The sequence below is a fragment of the Lacticaseibacillus brantae DSM 23927 genome (assembly GCF_001436115.1).
GTDB classification, from domain to species: domain Bacteria; phylum Bacillota; class Bacilli; order Lactobacillales; family Lactobacillaceae; genus Lacticaseibacillus; species Lacticaseibacillus brantae.
In genome coordinates this window covers 1-14,484 of record NZ_AYZQ01000004.1, presented here as the reverse complement: position 1 = coordinate 14,484, position 14,484 = coordinate 1, and the positions used below count along the sequence as shown (strand labels likewise).

Below are 14,484 nucleotides of genomic sequence, written 5' to 3'. Positions count from 1 at the left end.
TTGATTACCAAATGTAGGCGAGCACTTCGCCGCCGACGTTCTTAGCGCGTGCTTCTTTGTCGGTGATAACACCTTCAGAAGTTGAGATGATAGCAATCCCTAAGCCGTTTAAGACCTTAGGCACATCATTACTCTTCACGTATGAACGTAAACCAGGCTTAGAAATCCGCTTCAAGCCGGAGATAACGCGTTCGTTATCCTTACCGTACTTTAAGAAAATCCGGATCATGCCTTGCTTGTCGTCTTCGATTACTTCGAAGTCGCGGATGAAGCCTTCACGCTTTAAAATTTCAGAAATGTCTTTCTTCATCTTGGAAGCAGGTACGACTAAAGATTCGTGGCGAACCATGTTTGCATTACGAATCCGAGTCAAGTAGTCTGCGATTGGATCGGTCAGGACCATTGATTTAACCTCCTTTTACTTGGTAGTGCTTTACCAGCTAGCTTTACGCATACCAGGAATTTGGCCGGCATGAGCTAATTCACGAAGGCAAATCCGGCAAAGTTTGAACTTACGATAAACAGAATGTGGGCGACCACAACGTTCGCAACGTGTGTATTCTTGCACTGCGAACTTAGCAGGCCGCTGATTCTTGACGATGAGTGACTTCTTAGCCAAGCAGTGGACCTCCCTTATTTAGCGAATGGCATCCCGATTTGCGTCAGCAATTCGAGGCCTTCTTCATCAGTGTTAGCAGTAGTAACAATAACAACGTCTAACCCACGAACCCGATTAACTTGATCGTAATCAATTTCAGGGAAGATCAATTGTTCACGTACCCCTAAAGTATAGTTACCGCGACCATCGAAGGACTTAGCGGAAATACCATGGAAGTCACGCACACGAGGCAAGGACACGTTGATTAACTTATCTAAGAAATCATACATGCGTTCGCCACGTAAGGTTACTTTTGCACCAATCGGCATACCTTCACGTAAGCGGAAGCCAGCAATTGACTTCTTAGCCTTTGTGATTAAAGGTTGTTGACCAGAGATCAAAGCAAGTTCTGCAACTGCTTCGTCCAGGTTCTTTGCGTTTGTGGTGGCATCACCAACACCCATGTTTAAAACGATCTTTTCGATCTTAGGTGCTTGCATGGAACTCTTGTAATTGAACTTGCTAATTAAAGCAGGTGCAATTTCTTTTGTATAGCGTTCTTGTAAACGATTAGCCATAAAGAATTTGTCCTCCTTTCTAATTACTTGTCGATTGCGGCGCCAGACTTCTTGGCGATCCGAACCTTGTTACCGTCTTTAACGTCCTTACCGATACGAGTAGGCTTGTTGGATTCTGGGTCAAGCAACATTACGTTAGAAACGTGAATGGCTGCTTCCTTATCCACAATCCCACCTTGAGGGTTAAGGGTTGATGGCTTTTCGTGCTTCTTAATCATGTTGACACCTTCAACGATGACCTTATCGGTCTTTTGCAAAACCTTAGTCACGGTGCCTTCCTTGCCAGCGTCTTTCCCACGCATAACACGGACTTTGTCACCTTTTTTTAAGAACATATCGCACCTCCTATATGGTCAGAATGATTAAAGGACTTCGGGTGCTAAGGAAACGATCTTCATGAAATCGCCGTCACGCAATTCACGTGCCACAGGTCCAAAAATCCGAGTCCCGCGTGGGCTCTTGTCAGCGTTGATGATGACAGCTGCATTTTCGTCAAACTTGATGTATGAACCATCAGAACGACGAGCGCCAGACTTAGTCCGGACGATAACAGCCTTAACAACATCAGACTTCTTGACAACGCCACCTGGTGTAGCTTGTTTTACAGTTGCCACGACGACGTCACCGATGTTACCAGTCTTACGGTATGAACCGCCAAGTACTTTAATAACAAGGATTTCACGTGCGCCAGAATTATCGGCTACTTTAAGACGACTTTCTTGTTGAATCACGGGTAGGTCCTCCTTTCATCACTTCAAAAATTAAATGATAACTGCCTTTTCGACAACGTTCAATAAACGGAAGCGCTTATTGCGTGATAAAGGACGAGTTTCCATGATCCGAACAATATCGCCAACCTTAGCGGTATTATCTTCATCGTGAGCATAATACTTCTTAGAGTACTTCACACGCTTGCCATAAACAGGATGAGTCTTTGTTGTGCTGACTTCTACTGTGATGGTCTTATCCATTTTGTCTGAGACCACGCGGCCTTGATAAACTTTACGATGATTACGTTCTTCCAAGGTAAATGTCTCCTTTCCGATTATTTACTTAGTTCTTGCTGCCGAAGGACCGTCTTGATCCGAGCAATGTTTTTACGCACTTGCTTTAAGCGAGCGGTGTTTTCAAGTTGACCGGTTGCTTGTTGGAAGCGCAGGTTGAACAGCTCTTCTTTGTATTGCTTTTCCTTGTCGAGCATCTCAGCAGTGGTTAATGCAGTAATTTCCTTAGCCTTCATTTGATTGCTCACCTACTTCCTCGCGTTGAACGATCTTAGTGCGCACTGGGAGTTTGTTTGAAGCGAGCCGCAATGCTTCGCGAGCAACAGCTTCTGGCACGCCAGCGACTTCAAACATAATCTTTTCGCGCTTAACAACAGCGACCCAACCAGTTGGTGCCCCTTTACCATTACCCATACGAACACCGACACCTTTAGTGGTGTAGGATTTTTGAGGGAAGATACGAATCCATACTTTCCCACCACGCTTCATATAACGAGTCATGGCAATACGAGCAGCTTCAATCTGCCGGTTGGAAATCCAATGTGAATCCAAAGCTTGCAGTCCGAATTCACCGAAGTTTAATTCTTTGCCGCCTTTAGCAGCACCACGCATTTTCCCACGGAATTCGCGACGGTGCTTAACACGCTTAGGTACTAACATCGATTAGTGTCCTCCTTTCGCATTGTTACGATTTGGCTTATCAGGTAAAATTTCACCCCGGTAGATCCAAGTCTTGATCCCGATCTTACCGTAAGTTGTGATAGCTTCTTGCCATGAGTAGTCGATATCTGCACGCAATGTGTGCAAAGGCACGGTCCCATCAGCATAGTGTTCACGACGAGCAATATCTGCACCGTTCAAACGGCCAGCAGCTTGGGTTTTGATCCCCTTAGCACCTGAACGCATTGTCCGTTGCATTGCTTGACGCATCGCACGACGGAAAGCAACACGTTGTTCGAGCTGACGTGCAATGTTTTCGCCGACAAGCTTAGCATCTAAGTCAGGCTTCTTGATTTCAACAATATTGATGTGCACTTGACGACCAGTTAAGCCGTTCAATTGCTTGCGTAAGTTTTCAACTTCCGCACCACCCTTACCGATTACCATACCTGGCTTTGCGGTGTGGATGGAAATGTTAACGCGGTTAGCCGCGCGTTCGATTTCGATGGTTGAAACGGAAGCATCTTGCAACTTGTTGTTGATGAAGTCCCGGATCTTAATATCTTCGTGTAAGAAAGTAGCGAAATCTTTGTCAGCATACCACTTTGCTTCCCAGTCACGAATGACACCAACACGGAAACCTACTGGATTAATTTTTTGACCCACGCGTTATCCCTCCTTATGCTTCTTTTTCGGAAACAACCACGGTGATGTGGCTCGTCCGTTTGTTAATTGGTGATGCGCTACCTTTGGCACGAGGACGGAACCGTTTGAGGGTTGGGCCTTCGTTGACATAAGCTTCGCTCACATATAAGTTTTGTGCATCTAAGTCGTAGTTATGTTCTGCATTGGCGATTGCCGACTTGAGCACTTTAGAAATATCTGTTGCTGCACCGTTTGGGGTGAAGTCAAGAATTGCTAAAGCTTCAGCAACGTCGCGGTTGCGAATTAAGTCGATTACCAAACGCGCTTTGCGAGCAGCAATCCGAACTGTCTTTGCCGTTGCAGTTGCAGACGTAATTTGATCAGCCATGAATTATATGCTCCTTTCTAGCGCCCTTTGGACTTCTTGTCATCATTTGCATGTCCACGGAAAGTACGAGTAGGAACAAATTCGCCTAACTTGTGACCAACCATGTCTTCAGAAACGAAAACTGGGACGTGCTTGCGACCATCATAAACGGCGATGGTGTAACCGATGAAACTAGGGAAAATGGTTGAGCGACGAGACCAAGTCCGAATGACTTGTTTCTTTTCGCTGTCAGCCTGTGCTTCAATCTTCTTCAGAAGATGAGCGTCGGCGAAAGGTCCTTTTTTAAGACTGCGACCCATTGTGTGACCTCCTTTATACGCTGTAATTCAGATTACTGATTACTTGTGCTTACGGTGACGGACGATGAACTTCTCAGACTTAGCCTTATGGTCACGAGTCTTCTTACCGAGAGTCTTCTTACCCCATGGAGAAAGAGGAGATGGACGACCGATAGGTGCTTTACCTTCACCACCACCATGAGGGTGATCGTTAGGGTTCATAACTGACCCACGGACCGTTGGACGGAAGCCTAACCAGCGCTTACGACCAGCTTTACCAATGTTGATCAATTCATGTTGTTCGTTACCAACTTCACCGATAGTTGCACGGTTACGAGCTAAGATCATCCGAACTTCACCAGAAGCCAAACGAACAGTAACGTACTTGTCTTCCTTACCTAACAATTGAGCAGAAACACCAGCTGAACGAGCCAATTGGCCGCCCTTACCAGGCTTCAATTCGATGTTATGGATGGTTGTTCCATCAGGAATGTTTGATAATGGCATTGCATTACCAACCTTGATATCAACATCTTCACCAGAAACAACCTTGTCACCAACATTAAGACCCTTAGGTGCTAAGATGTAGGCCTTAACCCCATCTTCATAATGTAATAATGCGATGTTAGCTGTACGGTTTGGATCGTATTCAATCGCTGCAACCGTTGCAGTTACGTTGTCTTTTTGACGCTTGAAGTCGATGATCCGGTAGAATTGCTTGTGACCACCGCCACGATGACGCACGGTAATGTGCCCGTGAGCATTACGACCAGCAGTATGACTTTGGCTTTCAAGTAAAGTCTTTTCAGGCTTTGTCTTGGTGATTTCAGCGAAATCTGAGCCAGACATGTTCCGACGGCCGTTTGTGGTTGGTTTGTACTTAATAATCGCCACGTTTTTTCCCTCCTACTTACAAAATTTTGTTACTAGTCTTCAAAAATCGTGATTTGCTTAGAGTCAGCAGTCAAAGTAACGATTGCCTTACGGCGCTTCCGGGTGTAACCGGCGTAGTTACCTTGGCGCTTTTTCTTCCCACGTACGTTTGCGATGTTGACGTTCTTAACCGTAACTTCGAAGATTTCTTCGATGGCACGACGAACGGCTGTTTTATCAGCACGACGGTCAACTTCGAATGTGTACTTACGGTCATCCATGAGAGCCATGGTTTGTTCCGTAATGATTGGGCGTAAAATGATGTCGCGTGCTTCCATTATGCAAGCACCTCCTCAATCTTTTGGAGCGCAGCTTGGGTCAAGATCAGCTTGTTGTAGTTCACAACATCTAATACGTTGATACCTTCTGCTGGCACAACTTTAACGTTTGGTAAGTTGCGTGCTGCAAGAGCTGCAAATTCGTTGCCTTCTTCAAGCACAACTAATGCCTTAGTATCCACATTCAAGCCAGCAAGGACTTGAGCAAATGCTTTGGTCTTAGGTGCATCAAAGGATAAACCATCGACAACAACAAGGTCACTGTCGAGAACCTTTTGTGAAAGCACGGACTTGATTGCCAAGCGACGAACCTTCTTAGGTAACTTGTAGCTGTAGCTGCGAGGTGTAGGTCCGAAGACGATACCACCGCCACGCCATTGTGGGGAACGGATTGAACCTTGACGAGCACGTCCAGTACCCTTTTGGCGCCATGGCTTACGGCCACCACCAGAAACGGCTGAACGGTTCTTTACGGCGTGTGTACCTTGACGAAGGGAAGCGCGTTGCATCACAACTGCGTCAAACACGACGTTTTCGTTTGGTTCGATTGCCCAAACTGCATCGTTTAATTCAACGGTGCCGTTTTGGGAACCATCTTGCTTATATAAAGTAACGTTTGCCATACGTAAATGTCCTCCCTTCTAAATTATTTAGCCGCTTTAACAGCGGAACGAACAGTAACGAATGACTTGTTGGCACCTGGCACATTACCCTTAATTAAAAGAACATTGTGGTCGAGGTCAACAGAGATCACTTGCAGGTTTTGCATTGTCCGGGTATTGTTACCCATCCGACCTGGTAATTTCTTACCCTTGAAGACTTTGTTAATGATAGCCCCAAGAGAACCAGGACGACGGTGGTAACGTGAACCGTGGGCCATAGGACCGCGTGATTGGCCATCCTTCTTGATGTTACCTTGGTAACCGTGACCTTTGGAAGTACCGGTGACGTCCACGATGTCGCCTGCCGTGAATTCATCAGCCTTAACTTCTGCGCCTACTTCATAATCACTAAGCGCAACATCGCGAATTTCTTTAACGAAGCGCTTAGGAGTTGTGTTCGCCTTTTTAGCGTGACCTTGGGATGGCTTGTTTGTCAAAACTTCACGCATGTCGCCGTAACCTAATTGCACTGCTTCGTAACCGTCAGATTCAACAGTCTTGACTTGCATTACAATGTTAGGAGTCACGTCGATAACGGTAACAGGAACAAGTTCGCCGTTGTCGGTGAAGACTTGAGTCATGCCAACCTTCTTACCTAAGATTCCTTTTCGTGTCATGGGTACACCTCCAATTTCTATAGTAGATTATAATTTAATTTCGATATCAACGCCGCTTGGCAAGTCGAGCTTCATCAAAGCATCAACTGTCTTAGGTGTTGGGTTAACGATGTCGATCAGACGCTTATGCGTACGCATTTCAAATTGTTCCCGTGAATCCTTGTACTTATGTGGGGAACGTAAAACCGTATATAATGTCCGTTCGGTTGGCAGAGGGATTGGACCTGAAATTGTTGCGCCAGTGCGCTTTGCAGTATCAACAATCTTGTCTGCTGATTGATCGAGAATCCGGTGTTCGTAAGCCTTAAGCCGGATCCGAATCTTTTGTTTTGCCATTGTGTGACCTCCTTCGTCTATTATCAGTTAGTAGACTAGCTCCGTGAAAATTACCAACTCGCTCGCCGTGGCAAAGCGGCCGGGCGTGTCGCAACCTCTCACATCCACGCTACCCGATGCACTTAGCATCCTGCAGTGCATACTGCTCCCTTGGGAACAAGCACTTGTAAAAGTATACAAAAAAAATCCCGTGAAAACAAGCTTTTTCTTACTTTTCCGGCGTTTTTGTTGTCGGTGCTAGAAAACAACTTGATTAGCTTACCATGAAAAGTGCTTCGAGGCAATTCACGTTTTCAAACTAACTTTCATTCGCCCGGCTTCCCTTTTGCTTGACGCTGTCAGAGCAAGCGGGTATGGTAAAGTCACTTTAGAAAAGAGAGGTGTCAAGACAGATGGCAGAAGCGTTGATTATTATTGATTACACGAATGACTTTGTCGCGCCAGATGGTGCCTTGACCGCGGGCGAGCCAGCCCAGGCCATAGAGAATGCAATCGTGCAACTGGCGGAAACTTTCTATCAGCGAGGTGATTTCGTCTTCCTCCCCACTGATGTTCATACCCCGGGTGATCCATACCACCCTGAAACTAAGCTGTTCCCGCCCCATAATGTTCGCGGCAGTTGGGGTCGCGAACTGTATGGCCAATTGCAGCCTTGGTACGCGGCTCACCAAGACGCGCAAAACGTCATCTTCTTTGACAAGACCCGCTATTCCAGTTTCGCGGGCACGCCATTAGACATTTGGTTACGCGAGCGCAGAATTACTGACTTACATTTGGTCGGCGTTGATACGGACATCTGCGTCTTACACACAGCAGTTGATGCCTATAACTTGAATTATCATTTAACGATTCATCAAGACGCCGTAGCCACCTTTAACCCTGCTGGTGCCGAGTTTGCCTTAGCCCACTTCAAGAATGTCTTGAATGCCACGATTATCTAGCCCCTTCCAAACACCATCAAAAAAGGCGCTGACAGTCATCTTGTCAGCGCCTTTTTGCGTTACTTCTTTTTTAAATCTTCAATTGAATTGATATTCGTCATGTACTTCGGAACAGCTAGCCCGACTTTGGCCCCCTTGAGGTTCACGCCTAAGTCAACGAACTGTCCTTTGTAATCGGAATAGAACTTCCCAGAAGTCTTCGGTAACCAAGCTGAGACTTGCGCGTCTGCCGCTTTGGTTGAGACTGAAGCCCAGACTGGCTGCACTTCCATCGCCTGGATGGTGACGTCATACCCCAATTGCTTGAGCACTTGGGCGACCACGTTAGTCGAGGCAATTTCAGAATCCCAAGCAACGTACGTCAACTTAATCTTCTGATGATTCTTGATCGGGGTCAGCCCTTTAATCCAAGTGTTCACTTTATCAGGGTTAGCCTTAATCCAAGCTTTAGCCGCTTTGGCTGGGTCTACACCGTCATTAACTTGAATCATGACGGCTGACATATCCTTTGGCGTCCAGTAGAAGTTATCCAAGAACTTATAGGCTGTCGGCATATCCTGCTTAAGCCCTTTACGGACAATGGTGTGGATATTCTCAGCTTGTCCGAACACATGTTTAGGATCCTTTAAGAACTTCAGGGGATACTTTGTGAACATCCAGTGAGGTTGCCAACCAGTGATGACGATTGGTTCTTTATGCTTGATGGCTTTATCTATCGCACTGGTCATCGCTGCGGTCGAACTGGTTTGTAATTGCCAATTATCTTTGGCCAAACCATAGTCTGTTAATGCAGTTGAGGCCGCACCCATGATACCAGCACCAGCGTCAATCCCTGTAATCGTGTAGTTGACCTGCTCCCCAAGTGGTTGTTTAGGGTTGTAGGCTTGATTTTGTGGGGCACAACCAGCCAGCAGCATCAGCAATCCGATAAAGCCAAGGGTGAGAATTTTTGTCTGTTTACGCACAGTATTCCTCCTTTAGGCTAATGACTTTGTTGTTGATTGAAGGCTTGGGTAATGCGGTCCAAGATAATCGCCAAAATCACGATGGCTAAACCAGCGGCAAAACCACCACCAGCATCATTACGACCAACGGCAAAGTAAACTTTCGTCCCTAAGCCCATGGCCCCAATCATCGAAGCAATAACAACCATTGATAAGGCGAGCATCATGCTCTGGTTAATCCCAGCCATGATGGTGTTCTTAGCCAGTGGCAATTGCACCTTGACCAGTTTCTGCCAGCTTGTTGCCCCAAAGGAATTGCTTGCTTCAATCAATGCTGGATCAACTTCTCGAATCCCCAAGTTCGTCATGCGAACTGTTGGTGGCATTGCGAAAATCACAGAAGCGACTACCCCTGGGACCATCCCGATGCCGAAGAAGGCAACGGCCGGAATCAGATAGACAAAGGCCGGCATGGTCTGCATGAAGTCCAAGATTGGCTTGACGATGGCATTAACGGTCTCATTCCGTGCCATCCAAATCCCTAATGGGACCCCGATGACAAATGTGATTAAGCTGGAAGTCAGAACCAAAGTTAACGTCTGCGTCATATCTCGCCAGAAATCCAGATTCCAGATAAGCAGTAGTCCAGCTAATTCGAAAATCAGCAAGCCGTACTTCTTAGTGTGTCGGGTCAAATACCAAGTAAGGCCAATAACCAGAATAATGAAGAGAGGGATCGGAATATGATCGAAGATAAATTGGAAGCCGGCCACGATGCCGCCTAGGAAGGCAGTCACAGCATTGAAGAAACCTTCAAAATGGGCCAACCAGTTCACCAATGAGTCAATCCATTGTGCTAATGGTAATTGTGGGATGTTAGACATTCGTATTCACCTCGTTCCCTGACAAAGCACCGAGCACGGCGCCACGGATGATAATCCCTAACAGGCGATTATTATCATCAACGACGGCAAATGGGATTGGTGTGCTAGACACCTCATCCATTAACTCAGCCAATGGCGTATCCGTATGTGTGGTTGGCACATCGTGATTGACCAGTGGGGCTAAATCAGTTTGCTTGTTTTCAATGGCATGCCGGACATTCTTGGCGTCGACAATACCGATTAAGTGGCGTTGGTTATCGACCACATATAAGGAAGAAATTTCGTTTTCGCGCATCCGCCGAGCCGCAACCCGAGGACCATCTTTCTCAATGTTGATGGTCGTCGCACGTTCCATGACATTACCAGCCGTGTAAACTTTACTCCGGTCAACGTCTTCAATGAAGCGTTCAACATAATCATCAGCTGGTTGACTCAGAATTTCTTCTGGAGTGCCTAACTGGACAATTTCCCCGTCCTTCATAATCATGATGCGATCACCAATCCGCAGCGCTTCATTCAAGTCATGCGAAATGAAAATAATGGTCTTTTGCATGTTAGCCTGCAAGTCGAGCAATTCGTCTTGCATATCCTTACGATTCAATGGATCAAGAGCCGAGAAGGCTTCGTCCATCAACAGGATCTCTGGGTTATTGGCCAGCGCTCGAGCCAAACCGACCCGCTGCTGCATCCCCCCAGAAAGTTGGTCAGGATACTGTTCCGCATAACCGTGCAAGCCAACTAATTCAAGGGCATCATTCGCTGCCTTTTGCCGGGTAGCCTTGTCAACGCCTTGGATTTCCAGACCAAACTCCGCATTTTGCAAAATGGTCCGGTTGGGCAGAAGCGCAAAGCTTTGGAAGACCATGCTCATAGTCTTGCGCCGTAATTCGCGCAGTTCTTGCTTGTCCATAGTCATGACGTCTTTACCGTCAATCAGTACCTGCCCGCTCGTTGGTTGAATCAGGCGATTCAGCATCCGAATCATTGTAGACTTACCAGACCCTGACAGCCCCATGATGACGAAGATCTCGCCTTCATTAATACTGAAATTAGCTTGGTTCACCCCAATGGTAGAATCTGTTGCTGCAAGAATTTCTGCTTTACTTTTGCCGGCATCCAGTAAGGCCTTAGCTTTACCGACCCGCTTCCCGAAGATTTTCGTTAGGTTCTTGACTTCGACTTTGGTTGTCATCGACATTCCTCCTCTGTCTGATCGATTCATTAATTCGATAAATGAAACGTTGCAATCTATGTTACGCCCCTGAAATGACATTGCAAAAGATATTGTCTGAAGTGGTCCATTCTCTCATCTACGACTTTCGCAGAATAAAACTTCCCACCAATCAATCATTTGTGCAAACGGGCAAGCTCATCCCCCTCATTGGTCCATCTGATTTTGAAATAGGGAGACTGCGTTTTTGTCAAATCTGATGAAAGAAAAATGAGCACCTTCTCATATAAGTGCATAAAAAAACCGTGACCACACTCGTTGGCCACGGTTTTTGATTCAAAAGATTACTTGGCAGTGACTTTGACCTTGGTCGACTCATCATTTTGGTTCTTCACAGTAAAGGTTAGTTTCCCCTTCTGGGCCCCAATATTGATTTGATCGCCAGTCTTAGCTTGGCCTGTGAGCAAGATTTCGCTCAGCTGATCCTCGACATCCTTTTGCAGTGCTCGCCGAATTGGACGGGCACCATATTCAGGATCGAATCCGGCTTTAGCCACGACATCAATAGCCGCAGGTGTCAACTTCACATGAATGTCTTGATCTTCCAGCCGCTTGACCACAGTCTTGGCCATCAGCTTAACGATGGTGTGTAACTGTTCCTTGTTCAGACTGTGGAAGACCACGACTTCATCAATCCGGTTCAAGAATTCTGGCCGGAATGACCGCTTCAGTTCTTCCATAATCCGACTTTGCATGGCCTTGAAGTCAGCACTGACATCCTTAGCAGCAAACCCAACACTCTTATCATCGCGTAAGGCAGTCGCCCCTAAGTTAGATGTCATAATCAAAATTGTGTTCCGGAAATCAACCCGCCGACCCTTCGAGTCAGTCAAGTAGCCATCATCTAAGACTTGCAGTAATAAGTTGAAGACGTCTGGATGCGCCTTTTCAACTTCGTCTAACAAGACCACAGAGTATGGATGGTTGCGGACTTTTTCGGTCAGTTGGCCACCTTCATCATAGCCCACATAACCAGGAGCGGCCCCAATCAGTCGACTCGTACTGAACTTCTCCATATACTCAGACATGTCGACCCGAATCATTGAGTTCTCATCACCAAACATTGCTTCCGCTAATGCTTTGGCCAATTCGGTCTTACCAACACCGGTAGGCCCGAGGAACATGAAGGATCCAATGGGACGGTTAGGGTCCTTTAAACCACTCCGCGCCCGGCGAATTGCGCGTGCAACTGCTGAAACGGCTTCATCCTGGCCAATAACCCGTTCATGTAAAACTTGTTCGAGGTTGACTAAGCGGTCGCTTTCCTTCTTCTCAAGTTGGGTGACAGGAACACCTGTCCACTGGGCCACAACCTGAGCCACGTCAGAGGCCCCGACAACAACGTCGGTCCGGACACCTGTTTCATTAACTTGATCAGGTTCTTTGTCGAGCTTGGCTTTCAATTGTTGTTCGCGCTTGCGAATTTTAGCGGCGGTTTCAAAATCTTGATCCGCAATGGCTGATTCCTTCTCGGCAATGGTTTCAGCTAACTTATCTTCGAGTTTGTCGCTCTTAGTCTTAATCCGCGCTTGATCTAAGCGAACCTTAGCGGCACTTTCATCAATCAGGTCAATGGCCTTGTCAGGCAAGAACCGATTGGTGATGTAACGATCAGATAAGGTAACGGCAGCTTGCAAGGCTTCGTCACTAATAGCCACTCCGTGATGAGCTTCGTAACGTGGGCGCAACCCCTGCAGAATTTGAAAGGCTTCTTCAGGACTTGGTGCATCCACTTGAATGGTCGCAAACCGACGTTCCAAAGCGGCATCTTTTTCGATGTACTTTTGGTATTCATCCAAGGTAGTCGCCCCAATCAGTTGGAGTTCACCCCGAGCCAAGGCAGGCTTTAAGATGTTGGACGCGTCAATCGCACCTTCTGCACCACCAGCACCAATTAAGGTATGCAATTCATCAATGAAGAGAATGACATTGCCATCCTTATAGATTTCTTCGATGACCTTTTTTAACCGGTCTTCGAATTCACCACGATACTTTGTCCCAGCAACTAATGACCCCATGTCGAGCATCATCAGGCGTTTGTTTTGCATATCCTCTGGAACTTCACCCGCAATAATCTTCTCGGCGAAGCCTTCAGCAATGGCCGTTTTACCGACACCAGGTTCCCCAATCAAAACAGGGTTGTTCTTGGTGCGGCGGGCAAGAATTTGAATCAGCCGGCGGACTTCTTTGTCACGGCCGATGACGGGATCCATCTTGTTTTCCCGCGCCATTTGGGTCAGGTCACGAGCTAACCCATCAAGTGTTGGTGTGCCTTCTTGCTTGGCCGCATTGCGGTTAGCTGGGCGCCGCTTGGATGCAGCTTCTGAAATACCCATCTTCTTAAGCAAGACCTGGCGAGTCTTAGAGAGTGACAGGCCAAGATTTTGAAGAATTCGAGCGGCCAGAATATCATCTTCCCGCAAGAGAGCGAGTAAGATGTGTTCTGTGCCGACCCGCAAAGCTCCTAGCCGCTTGGCTTCGTCACTGGCGAAACCAAGAACTTCTTTGCCCTTTGGTGAATATGGTAAATAACTATCAGCCTTTAAACGCGTATCTGTTGTGCCATACCCGGTAAAATGTTCAATTTCGTCGTGGACATCAATTTCGCTGACACCTAACTGGCGCAGGGTTTTACCTGCGACGCCATCTTGTTCAATGACCAAGGCCATGAGCAAGTGTTCTGTGCCGACTGCATGATGGTGGAAATACTTGGCTTGTTCCTGCGCAATGAGGAGTACGTTTTTAGCACTCGGCGTAAATAAGTTATCCATAGGTGCCTCCTTGTTGGTTAGCGTTCATAACGTAAGGTGTCCAGAAATGCGAGCATTAACTGGGCCCTTAACTGGTTTTCAACCTTGAGATCGACAAAGTTCAATGTTTGATGGCTCAACGCACTGAGCATCAGATTTCCAGATTGTTGGTCTACAATACCACTATTGAACAAATCTTGCACGAGGCTTTGTGCATCTTGTTGGCTCAAAGCGCTGGGCAAGTTGTCTCGAATCATCGCGAGACGCATTTGTTCATCTTGAAGCTTCATTTTCTCAATTTGAATGTAGCCCCCGCCACCACGTTTACTTTCAACAATGTACCCCCGCTCTGGTTTAAACCGAGTTTGGATAACATAGTTAATCTGTGACGGCGCACAGTTGAATTGCTGGGCAATTTCTGCCCGGCGAATCTTGACCTGGGGCGAATCTGCCAATAATTCTTCAATATATAACTCGATGATATCGGCCATACTATGATGTTGCAATGTGCTCGCCTCCTTTTCTGACCAATTCTGACATTCATTATACTAACTTTTACCAAGAATTGCTACCCGCAGGTTTAATTGCCTTAATGGCAACAAAAAAGACCATCTGTCCGCTGACAAATGATCTTCCAGTACGATCGGGAAAACAAGATTTGAACTTGCGACCCCTACGTCCCGAACGTAGTGCTCTACCAAGCTGAGCTATTTCCCGGTATAAAACAAAAAAGCGGAAGACGGGATTCGAACCCGCG

22 protein-coding genes and 1 tRNA gene are annotated in these 14,484 nt (G+C 46.8%); 1 reads left to right on the top strand and 22 read right to left on the bottom strand.

Going from position 1 to position 14,484, the window contains the following annotated elements:
- Positions 1–4: 4 nt before the first annotated feature.
- The 16 genes from rpsH to rpsJ are packed head-to-tail and all read right to left on the bottom strand — an operon-like array spanning position 5 to position 6,977.
- The gene (rpsH, locus tag FC34_RS07480; RefSeq protein WP_057894800.1) at positions 5–403 is read right to left on the bottom strand and encodes a 30S ribosomal protein S8; all 399 of its coding nucleotides are present in this window, start codon (positions 401–403) and stop codon (positions 5–7) included.
- A gap of 30 nt (positions 404–433) precedes the next feature.
- Positions 434–619: a type Z 30S ribosomal protein S14 gene (locus tag FC34_RS09560; RefSeq protein ID WP_083479293.1), complete on the bottom strand. Its 186-nt coding sequence runs from the start codon at positions 617–619 to the stop codon at positions 434–436.
- A gap of 14 nt (positions 620–633) precedes the next feature.
- The gene (gene rplE / locus FC34_RS07475; protein ID WP_057894799.1) at positions 634–1,176 is read right to left on the bottom strand and encodes a 50S ribosomal protein L5; all 543 of its coding nucleotides are present in this window, start codon (positions 1,174–1,176) and stop codon (positions 634–636) included.
- Between the two features lie 23 nt (positions 1,177–1,199).
- Positions 1,200–1,511: a 50S ribosomal protein L24 gene (gene rplX / locus FC34_RS07470; protein ID WP_057894798.1), complete on the bottom strand. Its 312-nt coding sequence runs from the start codon at positions 1,509–1,511 to the stop codon at positions 1,200–1,202.
- A gap of 27 nt (positions 1,512–1,538) precedes the next feature.
- Entirely contained in the window at positions 1,539–1,907 is a 369-nt protein-coding gene (rplN, locus tag FC34_RS07465; protein WP_057894797.1) for a 50S ribosomal protein L14, read from the bottom strand.
- A 30-nt stretch (positions 1,908–1,937) separates the two neighbouring features.
- Positions 1,938–2,201, bottom strand: a complete 264-nt coding sequence (rpsQ, locus tag FC34_RS07460) for a 30S ribosomal protein S17 (RefSeq protein ID WP_057894796.1) — start codon at positions 2,199–2,201, stop codon at positions 1,938–1,940.
- Between the two features lie 20 nt (positions 2,202–2,221).
- Positions 2,222–2,416, bottom strand: a complete 195-nt coding sequence (gene rpmC / locus FC34_RS07455; protein WP_057894795.1) for a 50S ribosomal protein L29 — start codon at positions 2,414–2,416, stop codon at positions 2,222–2,224.
- Entirely contained in the window at positions 2,406–2,840 is a 435-nt protein-coding gene (gene rplP, locus FC34_RS07450; protein ID WP_057894794.1) for a 50S ribosomal protein L16, read from the bottom strand. The genes rpmC and rplP overlap by 11 nt, the downstream gene beginning before the upstream one ends.
- A gap of 3 nt (positions 2,841–2,843) precedes the next feature.
- Entirely contained in the window at positions 2,844–3,506 is a 663-nt protein-coding gene (gene rpsC / locus FC34_RS07445; protein ID WP_057894793.1) for a 30S ribosomal protein S3, read from the bottom strand.
- A gap of 13 nt (positions 3,507–3,519) precedes the next feature.
- Complete coding sequence (gene rplV / locus FC34_RS07440) at positions 3,520–3,873, bottom strand: 50S ribosomal protein L22 (protein ID WP_057894792.1); 354 nt, start codon at positions 3,871–3,873, stop codon at positions 3,520–3,522.
- Positions 3,874–3,890: 17 nt separating this feature from the next.
- Positions 3,891–4,172, bottom strand: coding sequence for a 30S ribosomal protein S19 (rpsS, locus tag FC34_RS07435; RefSeq protein ID WP_057894791.1), 282 nt, complete (start codon positions 4,170–4,172; stop codon positions 3,891–3,893).
- Between the two features lie 39 nt (positions 4,173–4,211).
- Entirely contained in the window at positions 4,212–5,045 is an 834-nt protein-coding gene (gene rplB, locus FC34_RS07430) for a 50S ribosomal protein L2 (RefSeq protein ID WP_057894790.1), read from the bottom strand.
- A gap of 32 nt (positions 5,046–5,077) precedes the next feature.
- On the bottom strand, positions 5,078–5,362 hold the full coding sequence (gene rplW / locus FC34_RS07425; protein ID WP_057894789.1) for a 50S ribosomal protein L23: 285 nt from the start codon (positions 5,360–5,362) through the stop codon (positions 5,078–5,080).
- Positions 5,362–5,985, bottom strand: a complete 624-nt coding sequence (gene rplD, locus FC34_RS07420) for a 50S ribosomal protein L4 (RefSeq protein WP_057894788.1) — start codon at positions 5,983–5,985, stop codon at positions 5,362–5,364. Before rplD ends, rplW begins: the two co-directional genes overlap by 1 nt.
- 23 nt (positions 5,986–6,008) lie before the next feature.
- The gene (gene rplC, locus FC34_RS07415; protein ID WP_057894787.1) at positions 6,009–6,641 is read right to left on the bottom strand and encodes a 50S ribosomal protein L3; all 633 of its coding nucleotides are present in this window, start codon (positions 6,639–6,641) and stop codon (positions 6,009–6,011) included.
- A 27-nt stretch (positions 6,642–6,668) separates the two neighbouring features.
- A complete protein-coding gene (gene rpsJ, locus FC34_RS07410; RefSeq protein WP_057894786.1) occupies positions 6,669–6,977 on the bottom strand; it encodes a 30S ribosomal protein S10 in 309 nt (102 codons plus the stop codon).
- A 392-nt stretch (positions 6,978–7,369) separates the two neighbouring features.
- Here rpsJ and FC34_RS07405 point away from each other — a divergent pair, with 392 nt between their 5' ends.
- Positions 7,370–7,918 carry a cysteine hydrolase family protein gene (locus FC34_RS07405; protein ID WP_057894785.1) on the top strand — a complete coding sequence of 183 codons (549 nt, stop codon included), beginning with the start codon at positions 7,370–7,372 and terminating at the stop codon, positions 7,916–7,918.
- Between the two features lie 59 nt (positions 7,919–7,977).
- Here the strand turns inward: FC34_RS07405 and FC34_RS07400 are convergent, their stop codons facing one another.
- The 6 genes from FC34_RS07400 to FC34_RS07375 all read right to left on the bottom strand — a co-directional run bounded on the left by FC34_RS07400 (position 7,978) and on the right by FC34_RS07375 (position 14,444).
- The gene (locus FC34_RS07400) at positions 7,978–8,835 is read right to left on the bottom strand and encodes a glycine betaine ABC transporter substrate-binding protein (protein ID WP_057894973.1); all 858 of its coding nucleotides are present in this window, start codon (positions 8,833–8,835) and stop codon (positions 7,978–7,980) included.
- A gap of 65 nt (positions 8,836–8,900) precedes the next feature.
- Positions 8,901–9,746 (bottom strand): ABC transporter permease, encoded by an 846-nt coding sequence (locus tag FC34_RS07395; protein ID WP_057894784.1) that lies wholly within the window; start codon positions 9,744–9,746, stop codon positions 8,901–8,903.
- Entirely contained in the window at positions 9,739–10,938 is a 1,200-nt protein-coding gene (locus tag FC34_RS07390; protein ID WP_057894783.1) for a quaternary amine ABC transporter ATP-binding protein, read from the bottom strand. The genes FC34_RS07395 and FC34_RS07390 overlap by 8 nt, the downstream gene beginning before the upstream one ends.
- Before the next feature lie 323 nt (positions 10,939–11,261).
- Positions 11,262–13,748 (bottom strand): ATP-dependent Clp protease ATP-binding subunit, encoded by a 2,487-nt coding sequence (locus FC34_RS07385; protein WP_057894782.1) that lies wholly within the window; start codon positions 13,746–13,748, stop codon positions 11,262–11,264.
- Between the two features lie 17 nt (positions 13,749–13,765).
- Entirely contained in the window at positions 13,766–14,233 is a 468-nt protein-coding gene (locus FC34_RS07380; protein ID WP_057894781.1) for a CtsR family transcriptional regulator, read from the bottom strand.
- Positions 14,234–14,370: 137 nt separating this feature from the next.
- A tRNA-Pro gene (locus FC34_RS07375) sits at positions 14,371–14,444 on the bottom strand.
- Between the last annotated feature and the right edge of the window lie 40 nt (positions 14,445–14,484).

Coding starts and splice junctions, on each gene's coding strand:
- rplC (WP_057894787.1), bottom strand. CDS start 6,641: ATGACACGAAAAGGAATCTTAGGTAAGAAGGTTGGCATGACTCAAGTC.
- rpsH (WP_057894800.1), bottom strand. CDS start 403: ATGGTCCTGACCGATCCAATCGCAGACTACTTGACTCGGATTCGTAAT.
- FC34_RS07395 (WP_057894784.1), bottom strand. CDS start 9,746: ATGTCTAACATCCCACAATTACCATTAGCACAATGGATTGACTCATTG.
- FC34_RS07390 (WP_057894783.1), bottom strand. CDS start 10,938: ATGACAACCAAAGTCGAAGTCAAGAACCTAACGAAAATCTTCGGGAAG.
- rpmC (WP_057894795.1), bottom strand. CDS start 2,416: ATGAAGGCTAAGGAAATTACTGCATTAACCACTGCTGAGATGCTCGAC.
- FC34_RS07385 (WP_057894782.1), bottom strand. CDS start 13,748: ATGGATAACTTATTTACGCCGAGTGCTAAAAACGTACTCCTCATTGCG.
- rpsJ (WP_057894786.1), bottom strand. CDS start 6,977: ATGGCAAAACAAAAGATTCGGATCCGGCTTAAGGCTTACGAACACCGG.
- FC34_RS07400 (WP_057894973.1), bottom strand. CDS start 8,835: ATGCTGCTGGCTGGTTGTGCCCCACAAAATCAAGCCTACAACCCTAAA.
- rpsS (WP_057894791.1), bottom strand. CDS start 4,172: ATGGGTCGCAGTCTTAAAAAAGGACCTTTCGCCGACGCTCATCTTCTG.
- rplD (WP_057894788.1), bottom strand. CDS start 5,985: ATGGCAAACGTTACTTTATATAAGCAAGATGGTTCCCAAAACGGCACC.
- rplW (WP_057894789.1), bottom strand. CDS start 5,362: ATGGAAGCACGCGACATCATTTTACGCCCAATCATTACGGAACAAACC.
- rplE (WP_057894799.1), bottom strand. CDS start 1,176: ATGGCTAATCGTTTACAAGAACGCTATACAAAAGAAATTGCACCTGCT.
- rplX (WP_057894798.1), bottom strand. CDS start 1,511: ATGTTCTTAAAAAAAGGTGACAAAGTCCGTGTTATGCGTGGGAAAGAC.
- rplV (WP_057894792.1), bottom strand. CDS start 3,873: ATGGCTGATCAAATTACGTCTGCAACTGCAACGGCAAAGACAGTTCGG.
- rplP (WP_057894794.1), bottom strand. CDS start 2,840: ATGTTAGTACCTAAGCGTGTTAAGCACCGTCGCGAATTCCGTGGGAAA.
- FC34_RS07405 (WP_057894785.1), top strand. CDS start 7,370: ATGGCAGAAGCGTTGATTATTATTGATTACACGAATGACTTTGTCGCG.